The organism is Candidatus Moraniibacteriota bacterium (assembly GCA_016699795.1).
Classification (GTDB): domain Bacteria; phylum Patescibacteriota; class Minisyncoccia; order Moranbacterales.
In genome coordinates, this window is sequence record CP065011.1 from 615,990 (window position 1) to 628,263 (window position 12,274).

At 38.4% G+C, this 12,274-nt stretch carries 10 protein-coding genes; all 10 read left to right on the top strand.

The annotated features are described in order from the left end of the window. Nucleotides 1–5 precede the first annotated feature (5 nt). The 10 genes from cadA (at nucleotide 6) to tadA (ending at nucleotide 12,263) form a co-directional block, all read left to right on the top strand. Nucleotides 6–2,270, top strand: coding sequence for a cadmium-translocating P-type ATPase (gene cadA, locus IPN70_03015; GenBank protein ID QQS60838.1), 2,265 nt, complete (start codon nucleotides 6–8; stop codon nucleotides 2,268–2,270). A gap of 10 nt (nucleotides 2,271–2,280) precedes the next feature. Next, complete coding sequence (locus IPN70_03020) at nucleotides 2,281–3,315, top strand: sulfite exporter TauE/SafE family protein (GenBank protein ID QQS60839.1); 1,035 nt, start codon at nucleotides 2,281–2,283, stop codon at nucleotides 3,313–3,315. Between the two features lie 13 nt (nucleotides 3,316–3,328). After that, complete coding sequence (locus IPN70_03025) at nucleotides 3,329–3,733, top strand: cupredoxin domain-containing protein (GenBank protein ID QQS60840.1); 405 nt, start codon at nucleotides 3,329–3,331, stop codon at nucleotides 3,731–3,733. Nucleotides 3,734–3,925: 192 nt separating this feature from the next. Next, on the top strand, nucleotides 3,926–5,158 hold the full coding sequence (locus IPN70_03030; GenBank protein QQS60841.1) for an SBBP repeat-containing protein: 1,233 nt from the start codon (nucleotides 3,926–3,928) through the stop codon (nucleotides 5,156–5,158). Continuing rightward, nucleotides 5,124–5,798 carry an SBBP repeat-containing protein gene (locus IPN70_03035; GenBank protein ID QQS60842.1) on the top strand — a complete coding sequence of 225 codons (675 nt, stop codon included), beginning with the start codon at nucleotides 5,124–5,126 and terminating at the stop codon, nucleotides 5,796–5,798. Before IPN70_03030 ends, IPN70_03035 begins: the two co-directional genes overlap by 35 nt. Beyond that, on the top strand, nucleotides 5,782–6,780 hold the full coding sequence (locus IPN70_03040) for a hypothetical protein (protein QQS61851.1): 999 nt from the start codon (nucleotides 5,782–5,784) through the stop codon (nucleotides 6,778–6,780). Before IPN70_03035 ends, IPN70_03040 begins: the two co-directional genes overlap by 17 nt. Further along, on the top strand, nucleotides 6,777–6,950 hold the full coding sequence (locus IPN70_03045) for a hypothetical protein (protein ID QQS60843.1): 174 nt from the start codon (nucleotides 6,777–6,779) through the stop codon (nucleotides 6,948–6,950). The genes IPN70_03040 and IPN70_03045 overlap by 4 nt, the downstream gene beginning before the upstream one ends. A gap of 324 nt (nucleotides 6,951–7,274) precedes the next feature. After that, nucleotides 7,275–10,100: an SBBP repeat-containing protein gene (locus tag IPN70_03050; protein ID QQS60844.1), complete on the top strand. Its 2,826-nt coding sequence runs from the start codon at nucleotides 7,275–7,277 to the stop codon at nucleotides 10,098–10,100. Nucleotides 10,101–10,222: 122 nt separating this feature from the next. Next, entirely contained in the window at nucleotides 10,223–10,588 is a 366-nt protein-coding gene (locus IPN70_03055) for a response regulator (GenBank protein QQS60845.1), read from the top strand. A gap of 28 nt (nucleotides 10,589–10,616) precedes the next feature. Beyond that, on the top strand, nucleotides 10,617–12,263 hold the full coding sequence (gene tadA / locus IPN70_03060; protein ID QQS60846.1) for a Flp pilus assembly complex ATPase component TadA: 1,647 nt from the start codon (nucleotides 10,617–10,619) through the stop codon (nucleotides 12,261–12,263). The last annotated feature ends 11 nt before the right edge of the window (nucleotides 12,264–12,274 follow it).

Consider the following 12,274-nt stretch of genomic DNA (forward strand, 5'->3'; position numbering starts at 1 on the left):
TCACTATGACACAAAAGAACATACAAGTAAAAGGAATGCACTGCGCAAGTTGCTCTGCTATTATTTCAAAAAAAATAAAGAAACTTTCTGGTGTAGAAGGGATAGAAATTAATTTTGTTACGGAAAAAGCAAAGATTATATTTGATCCTAAAAAAATCTCAATTGATGAAATGAATGAAGAAATTGAAAAAATAGGATATCGTTTTGAAGAATACGAAGAGAATCAACAATATGATAAAGAAAAGAATAAAAAAACATCAAAAAATGAGGGATTAAAGAATCTTTTAGAGATGCAAGAAAAAGTCCAATTCGTTTTTCCTATTACGATTCTGGTATTTGTTTTTATGATTTGGGATATTGGGGCAAAATTATTTTCTTTTATTCCCAATATTCCCTTTTCAATGGAACTGTTTAATAGTATGGGGATGATTGTCTCCACTATTGTTTTATTTTGGATAGGACAACCTTTTATACAAGGAGTTATAAGATTTGTTCGTTATCGAGTTGCGAATATGGATACTCTGGTAGGTATAGGAACAATGACTGCCTATATATACAGTATGATCATAACTCTATTTCCTCAGGCTAAAATTTTTTTCAAGCTTCCTGAATATACCTATTTTGATGTAACCATAGTTGTTATTGGCTTTGTTATTTTCGGTAAGTATCTTGAACTTCGATCGAAACGTCATACAGGGGAAGCGATAGAGAAATTACTTGATTTACAGGCAAAAACCGCATTGCTTTGGAAGAATGGTAAAGAAATAGAAGTTCCTATTGAAGAGGTTCAAATCGGTGATGTGGTGGTGGTGAAACCCGGGATGAAAATTCCTGTTGATGGAAAAATTATTGAGGGACAATCAACTATTGATGAATCAATGATAACAGGTGAGTCTGTTTTTGTAGATAGAAAAATTGGAGATTTTATTTTTGGAGCTACGCTAAATAAACAAGGAGCTTTTAAGTGTATTGCAACAAAGGTTGGGAGGGAAACGCTTTTAGCTCAGATTATTAAAATAACCCAAGATGCTCAGGGATCAAGAGCACCGATTCAGGATCTTGCAGATAAAATTTCTCGTGTTTTTGTTCCTATAGTTTTGATTATTTCTTTGAGTACTTTATTTATTTGGTTGTTATTTGGTTCTACGGTACTTGGTTTTTCTAGTGCTTTGTCTTATGGAATTTTATCCTTTGTAGGTGTTCTTGTTATTGCTTGCCCTTGCGCATTAGGACTCGCTACCCCTACGGCAATTATTGTGGGTATAGGAAAGGGTGCAGAACGAGGTATTCTTATAAAAAATTCAGAAGCTTTGGAAAATTTGAGCAAAATAAATACGATAGTTTTTGATAAAACGGGAACCATCACAAAAGGAAAATTAGAAGTAACGGATATTATTATTCTTGATTCTCAATGGAAAGAAGAAACAATTTTACAGTGCGTTGCAAGCGTAGAAAATTCGTCAGAGCATCCTCTTGCGCAAGCCATTGTTCGAAAAGCAAAAGAAAGAAAAATTGATCTAAAAAAAGTAGAGAATTTTAGAGCTCTTGAAGGAATTGGTGTTAAAGCTCATATACAAGATGCGAGGGTTTATGTTCGAAGACCAGATGAAAATGATAAAAATAATGTAGAAATAACATCACTTCAGAAAAAGGGAAAAACGGTAATAGTTGTTGAAGTTAATGATAAGAAGATAGGACTTCTTGCCTTGGCGGATACTTTGAAACACGAAGCAAAGACGGTTATTGCCCAGTTACAAAAGAGAGGTATTGAAGTTGTTATGCTTACAGGAGATAGCTATCTTACAGCCAATTCAATAGCAAAACAGGTGAATATTAAAACAGTTATCGCAGGGGTTTTACCAACGGAAAAAGTGGATAAAATTAAAGAATTACAACTACAGGGAAAGCGAGTGGTTATGGTTGGAGATGGTATTAATGATGCTCCAGCATTAGTTCAATCAGAAGTGGGTATTGCGATGGCAACAGGAAGTGATATTGCTATTGAATCGGCGGATATCACCTTACTTCACGGAGATATACAGAAACTTTCACAAGCTATTCAATTATCTCAAATGACGATGCGAACAGTAAAACAGAATCTTTTCTGGGCTTTTATGTACAATATTATTGGCATACCTCTTGCAGCGGGACTTCTTTACCCTTTATGGGGAATTATCCTTAATCCGATATTTGCAGGATTAGCTATGGCTGGAAGTAGTGTTTCTGTTGTTACTAATTCTCTTCGATTGAAGACGATGAAATTAAAATGAATGAATTCTTATGACTAAACAAGAAAAAAAATATACGTTATATGTTCGAGGTATGCATTGCAATGCTTGTACACTTTTGATTGAAAATGAGATAGGAAATCTTCCAAATATTACGTATGTAAAATCGCATTTAAAAAATAATTCTGTTGAATTTGAGGGCGATTTTGGAAATAAATCATTAGAACAAATTGCACAAGAATTTACAAGATTACTTGCGCCTCACGAGTATACATTTTCCACAGAAAAACAGAATGAAAATAAAAAATGGTCTGATTTTATAATTGCCATACCTATCGCTTTGGGATGTATTCTTTTGTTTGTATTTCTTCAAAAAATAGGAATTGTTGAAATGATACATGCTGAAAAAGTTACCTACGGTACAGCTTTTTTGATTGGTATCGTGGCTTCATTATCAACTTGTATGGCTGTTGTTGGGGGGCTTCTTCTTTCTTTGTCAGCTACCTTTGCTAAAGGGAATGGTTGGATGCGTTCACAGATTATGTTTCATGTCGGGAGAATAATAACCTTCTTTCTTTTTGGAGGAGTTCTTGGATCGATAGGGTCTGTGTTTACCCTAAGTGAAGTAGCGAGTTTTATGATAAGTTTTATAGTAAGTTTTGTTATGTTGATACTGGGCATAAATCTTTTGGAGATAGCTCCTTGGATGAAGAGATTACAGCCAACAATGCCAAAATTTATTATACAAAAAACACAAGGAATCTTGAAGATGAAATACACAATTACTCCATTATTTGTCGGTATGATAACTTTTTTTCTTCCTTGTGGTTTTACACAGTCAATGCAGTTTTATACACTTTCAACGAAATCATTTTTAGAAGGAGGTTTGACTATGTTTTCATTTGCATTGGGTACCTTACCAATACTTGCTCTTATTAGTTTTAGTCCCTGGGGAATACAGAGTGGAAAAATAAAATCAGGTATATTTTTTAAGGTAATTGGACTTATTGTGGTGAGTTTTGCTCTTTTTAATGTGATAAATAGTTTTGTCGCTATCGGACTTATTTCTCCCGTATTTAATTTTTAATGAGAATAATTGTATGAAAATTATTTTTCTTGTTTTTGTAGGAATCGTTGTTTTTTCTTTAAGCTTTCTCCTTTTTCGAAATAATACTATTGAGAAAGATATTCAAGTACTTACTACTTCAGGGGAATCAGATAACGTCTTTATGGAGGGAGAAAAACAAATTATACATATAAAGGCTAAGGGTGGTTATACTCCTCGAATAAGTAAGGCAAAAGTAAATATACAAACAATACTAAAAGTAAAAACGGAAGGGACATTTGATTGTTCTTCTGTTATAACGATCCCGAGTATGAAAATAAGTGAAAACCTTCCGCCAACAGGGGAAACGGAAATTGATTTAGGAATCCTTGAAGAAGGAACTATTCAGGGCACGTGCGGAATGGGAATGTATTCATTTCAAATTGACGTGAAAGAATAACGGAGTATTTTTTTGAGAAAAGAAAAATAAATTATAGAGATCTTACTTTTTTGTAAAGATAAAATCTCGAAAAAATTTTCTTAAAAATAAAGAAGAAATTTTCTATTTTCAAGGTGTTGAGTATTCATTTCATTCTCTTTTATGAATATGATAGAATAGGAGAAAGTAAAAAGACAGAATGAAATAAAAAATATGAGAATTTTTTCTTATAAAAAATCACATCTTCTCCCTACACTTTTCGGAATGTTCTTTGTTTTCTTTTTTCTTTCGAGTCAGGCTTGGGCAGCAACAGTCACACATGAGTGGGCAAAGCGGTTTGGGGGAGTGGGAAGTGATGGTGGTTTTAATATCACTCTTGATTCTTCAGGAAATATATATGTTACAGGATGGATTACGGGCGATGTCGACTTAAATGACGATGGAGATTTCATTGATCCTTATGAATCAGGAACAGGATTTGGTAGTAATGATATTTTTATTTCTGTCTTCACTTCCGAAGGCTCCCATCTCTGGGCTAAGCGATTGGGAGGAATCGGGAATGACAGTAGTTCTAGTATCACAATTAATTCCGCAGGAAATATACATATTACAGGATCTGTTACAGGAAATGCCGACTTAAACGGCGATGGAGATGTCACTGATCCCTATGAATCAGGAATGGGATTTGGAAATCTCGATGTCTTTATTTCCGTCTTCACTTCCGAAGGCTCTCCCCTCTGGGCTAAGCGTTTAGGAGGGATAGATTCGGATAATGGTAGTAAGATAACCCTTGACTTCTCAGGAAATGTATATATCACAGGACAAATTAGAAACAATGTTGACTTAAATGGCGATGGAGATTTCACCGATCCCTATGAATCAGGAATAGGATTTGGAAGTTGGGATGCTTTTATTTCCGTCTTCACTTCCGAAGGCTCTCATCTCTGGGCTAAGCGATTAGGAGGAGTAGGGCTTGATAATAGTTCTGGTATAACAATTAATTCCGCAGGAAATATACATATTACAGGATCTGTTACAGAAAATGCCGATTTAAATGGTGATGGAGATGTCACCGATCCCTATGAATCAGGAGCAGGATTTGGTAATAATGATGCCTTTATTTCCATCTTCACTTCCGAAGGTTCCCATCTCTGGGCTAAACGGTTAGGAGGAGTGGGGAGTGATGGTGGCTCTGGTATCACAATGGATTCCGCAGGAAATATATATGTTACAGGATTAGTTACAGGAGATGTTGATTTAAACGGTGATGGAGATTTTACTGATCCCTATGAATCAGGAACAGGATTTGGTAGTAATGATATTTTTATTTCCATCTTCACTTCCGAAGGCTCTCATCTCTGGGCTAAGCGATTAGGAGGAGTAGGGAATGATAGTAGTTCTTCTATAAATCTTGATTCTTCAGGAAATATATATTACAGGATATAGTACAGGAGATGTTGATTTAAATGGTGATGGAGATTTTACTGATCTCTATGAATCAGGAACAGGATTTGGAGGACTTGATGCTTTTATTTCCACCTTCACTTCTGAAGGCACACATCTTTGGACAAAGCGTTTAGGAGGAACAGGGACTGATTGGATTCGTGGTACAACCCTTGATTCTTCAGGAAATATATATAGTACAGGATATGTTACAGGTGATGCTGATTTGAACGGTGATGGAGATTTTACCGATCCTTATGAATCAGGAACAGGATTTGGATTAGCTGACATTTTCCTCTCCGCCTTCTCTTACGACACCACTCCTCCCTCCCTCACTCTTACTCCCATCTCCACACCAACTTCAGACACTACATTTACCATAACAGGAACAACAACAGACACTCTCTCTGACATATACCAAGTCCACTATCAAATAGACTCCACAGAAGGAGAATGGATTCCTTGTACTCCAGATGATTCTCTCTTTGATTCACCTTCCGAATCTTTCTCTTGTCCCGAACAAACCTTCCAAGAAGGTACGCATACCATATACATCAAAGCAACAGACAATGCTCTTTTGCAAAACGAAACACTACAATCTCTCACCTTCACCATAGACCTCACCTATCCCTCCCTCACTTAACCCTCTCCCAGAACTCACCAATGACTCCATCCTTACCCTCACAGGAAGAGTCAGAGACCAAGATGGAACCATACAATCAGTAGAATACCAAGTAAACTCCACAGACAATTCTTGGACACTCTGCCAAGCAACTGACAATACTTTCAATCAACAAGAAGAATCTTTCTCTTGTACCATAGAGAATCTCCAAGATGGATCTCACACTATATATATACGAGCCACAGACAATGTAGGAAACACAACGCAAATCACTACCTCCACTTCTGAACAAACTACCATAGATACCGAATCTCCTGATCTTGATCTCAAATCAAACATCACCCTCACTCTTAACGGAGGATCCAAAACAAACATAGAAGAAAACAAAACATTTTCTACAAGAAAAGAACGTCCTACACTTAAAGGAACAAACAAAGAAGCAAAGAATGGAATCATTACTATATATCAAAAAACATTCTTTGGATCAAAAAAAAGAATAGCTACTATCTCTATAGATAAGAATGGAAAATGGAACTATTCTCTTCCAAAAAAAGAAAATGATTCCCGATACTATGCAATAAAGCTTACCGACCAAGCAAACAACGCATCTGATATCTCAGATTGGTTTAAAGTTATCTATGACAAAACTCCTCCAACATTTACCACCACCCTCCCAGAAACTCTTACTGCACAAAGAGGAACCAGAATAGATTTCCCTGCAACCGATGAACAAGAAGGACTCAAAGATCAATCAGGTATAGAAAAGTACCAAGTCAAACTCATAGGGTATCATAAAGATTGGATGCCTACTCCAGGAAAAAATGATCCTTTCTTCATTATCCCTGAAGCCGTTCCTTATGGAACCTACCCACTTGATATCAAAGTATCAGACAAAGCAGGAAATCATACCTATCATACGATTACGCTTACAAAACAAGAGGTAAAGGGAGTGGAGACAGAAAAAAAAAAGAAAATCAAAAAGAGAATCAAGAACAAGAAATGAATACTCAAACAACTCCTTTACCATCTCAAACAACATCTTCAACTCCTAATGCTTATCAAACACAAGAAAGAGAGTCTTCTTCCAATACACCTCCTTTTGAGACTCTTGATACCACATCTTCATCATCATGTACTTCTCATTGGTATAATCCTTTCTCTTGGGGATGCTAGGAGAGGGGAGGAGAGGAGAAAAGAAGAAAGAAAAATACTTTCTTTTAATTCTGCGAGAAATCCTGAGTTTGTCTAAGGATGGACGTGACAATCTAGAATTTAAAACAAAGAAAAGAAATTCAAATAGATTGCTTCGCAAAACCTCGCAATGACACAGAGTGAATTTCATATATTGTAAAGAAAAGAAGAAAATACTTCCCCCCTTTTTTTTTCTGTGGTATACTAAAAAGAGTAAAAAAGATAAAAAGAATCTCTATGCGTTTTTCAAAAAAAATATTCCAAAGTTTCTTTGTAAAGAATACTCAAATAATACATGCTATACCTATGATTTCTTTTTTTAAAAAAACATCGTATAAAAAAATATATCCACTTCCTGTATTCTTGGGAATGTTCTTTATTTTCTTTGCATTTTCTTTGGAAGTTCATGCTGGTTCGGTCACTCCCGAATGGGCGGAGCGGTTGGGTGGAGCGGGCTATGACTACGGCCTCTCCATCACCACCGACGCTGACGGTAATGTACTGGTCACAGGAAGTGTAAACGACACCGCCGACCTCAACGGCGACGGTGACACCACCGACCCCAATGAAACCACGGCATCACCCTATGGAGGCGACGACGCCTTCATCTCCGTCTTTGACGCCTCGGGTACCAATCTGTGGTATACGCGCCTTGGTGGAGCGGGCTATGACTACGGCTACTCCATCACCACCGACGCTGACGGTAATGTACTGGTCACAGGAAGTGTAAACGACACCGCCGACCTCAACGGCGACGGTGACACCACCGACCCCAATGAAACCACGGCATCACCCTATGGAGGCGACGACGCCTTCATCTCCGTCTTTGACGCCTCGGGTACCAATCTGTGGTATACGCGCCTTGGTGGAGCGGGCTATGACTACGGCTACTCCATCACCACCGACGCTGACGGTAATGTACTGGTCACAGGAAGTGTAAACGACACCGCCGACCTCAACGGCGACGGTGACACCACCGACCCCAATGAAACCACGGCATCACCCTATGGAGGCGACGACGCCTTCATCTCCGTCTTTGACGCCTCGGGTACCAATCTGTGGTATACGCGCCTTGGTGGAGCGGGCTATGACTACGGCTACTCCATCACCACCGACGCTGACGGTAATGTACTGGTCACAGGAAGTGTAAACGACACCGCCGACCTCAACGGCGACGGTGACACCACCGACCCCAATGAAACCACGGCATCACCCTATGGAGGCGACGACGCCTTCATCTCCGTCTTTGACGCCTCGGGTACCAATCTGTGGTATACGCGCCTTGGTGGAGCGGGCTATGACTACGGCTACTCCATCACCACCGACGCTGACGGTAATGTACTGGTCACAGGAAGTGTAAACGACACCGCCGACCTCAACGGCGACGGTGACACCACCGACCCCAATGAAACCACGGCATCACCCTATGGAGGCGACGACGCCTTCATCTCCGTCTTTGACGCCTCGGGTACCAATCTGTGGTATACGCGCCTTGGTGGAGCGGGCTATGACTACGGCTACTCCATCACCACCGACGCTGACGGTAATGTACTGGTCACAGGAAGTGTAAACGACACCGCCGACCTCAACGGCGACGGTGACACCACCGACCCCAATGAAACCACGGCATCACCCTATGGAGGCGACGACGCCTTCATCTCCGTCTTTGACGCCTCGGGTACCAATCTGTGGTATACGCGCCTTGGTGGAGCGGGCTATGACTACGGCTACTCCATCACCACCGACGCTGACGGTAATGTACTGGTCACAGGAAGTGTAAACGACACCGCCGACCTCAACGGCGACGGTGACACCACCGACCCCAATGAAACCACGGCATCACCCTATGGAGGCGACGACGCCTTCATCTCCGTCTTCTCCTACGACTTCACCCCTCCTGTACTTACGCTTGATTCTCCCTCTTCTCCCACCGGAGACTTCACTCCCACCATTACCGGAGTTGCTACTGACGCAAGAAATGCTCTAGCAAGCGTCGAGTACCAAGTAGACTCCACCTCCGGTTCTTGGAGTACTTGCACCGCAGACGACGGCACCTTTGACTCTTCCTCCGAAGCATTCTCTTGCCAAACCCAAGAACTCTCTGAAGGTACGCACACCATATACCTACGATCAACAGATAGTGCAGACAATACCACCCAAGAAGGAGAAGAATCAGAAGTCTCTATTCAAATAGACCTCACCTATCCCTCCCTCACGCTTAACCCTCTCCCTCCTCTTACCAATGATTCCACTCTTATTCTTACCGGAACAACAAAAGATACTGATGGAACTATCCAAAACGTAGAGTATCAACTCGACTCTCTCTCAGGATCATGGACTCCATGCACCTCAAACGATTCTCTCTTTGAAGAACAAGAAGAATCATTCACCTGCACCCTCACCAATCTCTCTGATGGAAACCACATCATATACATACGATCAACAGACAATGTAGGAAATAGTACAAGCATACAAACATCTCCTTCAGAAGATACTACTATAGATACAAAAGAACCTACCCTCGAACCAAAATCTCAAATCACTCTCGAACTCAAAGGAACAAAGAAAACAAACATAGAAGAAGGAGAAACCTTCTATACACAAAAAGAACGTCCCAAACTTAAAGGAAGGAATGAAGAAGCAAAGAATGGAACTGTCGTTGTGTATCAAAGAACCTATCTTGGAGCAAAAAGAAAAATAGCTACTGCACGTATAGATAAAGATGGGAATTGGGAATACTCTCTCCCAAAAAAAGAAAATGATTCAAGACACTATGCTATCAAACTTATAGATGAAGCAGGAAATGAATCTGACATCTCACAATGGTTTAAAGTAATCTATGATAGAAAAGCTCCAACCTTCAAAACAGAACTTCCAAAAACACAAAACGTAACAAGAGGAACAAGAATAGACTTTCCTGCAAAAGATAACTTCTCTGGTATAGACTCCTATCAAGTAAAACTCACTCCCTATCATAAAGAATGGAAAAAGATACCAAACAAAAAAGATTCTTTCTTCATCATCCCTGAATCTGTTTCAAATGGAATCTACACCCTTACTCTCAAAGTAACAGATAAAGCAGGGAATCGTCTTACTCATAGTATGACGGTTACTGTGGGGGATGGGAAGTAGGAGAGAATATTCTAAGCGGAAATATTTTCTACATGTATCTTAATTCTATTTTGTTTTTTATGAGAATATGGAGTATACTCGAAAAATAAGGTTAAGAAATGAATGAATGTGTAGATATTTTTATGTCTAAATCGATAATTATTGTTGAAGATGAGATTTCAATAATGAAAGCAATGAGCATTAAATTACAGAATGCCGGTTTTCAAGTTGAGGGCGCAAAAGAAGCGAATGAATTTTTTGAGAAAAAGGGAAAGAAGAAGTTCGATCTTATCTTATTAGATCTTATGCTTCCAAAGATTTCAGGTTTTGAAGTATTGGAAAAATTAAGAAAGGAAAAAAATAAGGTTCCTGTTATGGTGGCATCGAATTTAAGCCAAGAAGAGGACAAAAAACGAGCTCAAGACCTTGGCGCAGTGGATTATATTGTCAAATCGGACACATCACTTAATCAGATTGTTGAAAAAATACAATCTTTTTTAGAAAAATAAAATAAGTTCTAAGAAATAAAATAAAGAAATGGCTATCAATGAAAAAGATATCCTTGATATCGTATTACGAGAAGGATATGTCTCACAAGAGGATTTTGATAAGGCTCTTCATAGAGAAAAAAAAGGAAATGCATCTGCCTTAGATTATTTGTTAGAGAATAATGTTTTAAGTTTGGATTTGGTTGGTCAGGCCATGGCTGAGTATTACGGAGTTCCTTATGCGGATTTGAATACCAATGAAGTAAGTTCAGAACAGGTATTAAGAATTCCAGAAAAAATGGCAAAAAAGCTTAATGCTGTACTCTATAAGGAAACGAATGATTCTGTGGTAATCGCAACGAGCGATCCGAGTAATCCTGAAATTAAGGAAAAATTAGTATGGATTTTTAATACAAAAAAAATAAAACTTGCATACTCAATGTATGTAGATATTGAGAAGGCTTTCTCTTATTATAAAGAGAATTTAGCAGATCGCTTTACAAATATCATTCAATCGGAAAATAAAGTTGCTCCAGAAATGGTACTGGAAATTTTAAAAGATGCGCTTAATAGAAGTGCTTCTGATGTTCATTTTGAACCAATGAAAGAAAAGGTAAGTATTCGTTTTCGTGTGGACGGAGTCCTTCAAGAGGTTGGCGAAGTAACACCACAGTATTATCAAAATATTATAAATCATCTTAAAATAAGCGCTTCTCTTAAAATTGATGAACATAAGACGACTCAAGATGGCGCACTTCATTTTTATATCAATAAAACAGAATTGAATTTGAGAATCTCAATCGTTCCTATTGTGGAAGGAGAAAAAATCGTACTAAGAATTCTTTCGAGACAAAGTAGTAGTCTTGGCTTAGAAAATCTTGGTCTTTCACAAAAAGATCAAGAAATATTTGAGACTACGATCAGAAGGCCTTTTGGAATGATTATTATTAGTGGTCCGACAGGTTCAGGAAAGAGTACAACATTATATTCTTTACTTACAAAAATAAATAATTCTGAAATAAATATAACTTCTATTGAAGATCCTGTTGAATACATTATTCACGGAGCAAATCAAATTCAAGTTAATCTTGATTCTAATATCACCTTTGCTCGGGGACTTCGATCTATTGTTCGTCAAGATCCCGATGTTATTTTTGTAGGAGAAATTCGTGATTCGGAGACAGCGGATATCTCTGTTAATGCAGCACTTACGGGACATTTTCTTTTTTCAACATTTCATGCGAATAATGCTGAATCCACCTTTCTTCGATTGATGGATATGGGTGTTGAGAGATTTTTGTTAGCATCAACATTGAATCTTGTTGTCTCACAAAGATTGCTTCGAAAACTTTGTGAAAAGTGTCGCTATAGTAAAGAAGTTACTTCAGAATACGCATCTCAATTTCCTGTAGAATTTTCTAAATATCTCAAGGGACTAAAAAATATTTATCAAGGAAAGGGGTGCTCTGTTTGTCGAGGAACTGGATATAAAGGACGTATAGCGGCCTTTCAATTAATTCAAGTAACTCCAGAAATCCAAACACTTATATTGCGAAGTGCTACTTCGCAAGAAATTTGGGATGTAGCAAAAAAACAGGGAGCAAGATCTCTTTTTGAAGATGCTCAAGATAAAGCTAATTTGGGAATTACGAGTTATGAGGAAATTTTTAGGGTAACACCTCCAACTGTTGAGTAAAATACATAGTG

Coding starts and splice junctions, on each gene's coding strand:
- IPN70_03055 (QQS60845.1), top strand. CDS start 10,223: ATGTCTAAATCGATAATTATTGTTGAAGATGAGATTTCAATAATGAAA.
- cadA (QQS60838.1), top strand. CDS start 6: ATGACACAAAAGAACATACAAGTAAAAGGAATGCACTGCGCAAGTTGC.
- tadA (QQS60846.1), top strand. CDS start 10,617: ATGGCTATCAATGAAAAAGATATCCTTGATATCGTATTACGAGAAGGA.
- IPN70_03020 (QQS60839.1), top strand. CDS start 2,281: ATGACTAAACAAGAAAAAAAATATACGTTATATGTTCGAGGTATGCAT.
- IPN70_03050 (QQS60844.1), top strand. CDS start 7,275: ATGATTTCTTTTTTTAAAAAAACATCGTATAAAAAAATATATCCACTT.
- IPN70_03025 (QQS60840.1), top strand. CDS start 3,329: ATGAAAATTATTTTTCTTGTTTTTGTAGGAATCGTTGTTTTTTCTTTA.
- IPN70_03030 (QQS60841.1), top strand. CDS start 3,926: ATGAGAATTTTTTCTTATAAAAAATCACATCTTCTCCCTACACTTTTC.
- IPN70_03045 (QQS60843.1), top strand. CDS start 6,777: ATGAATACTCAAACAACTCCTTTACCATCTCAAACAACATCTTCAACT.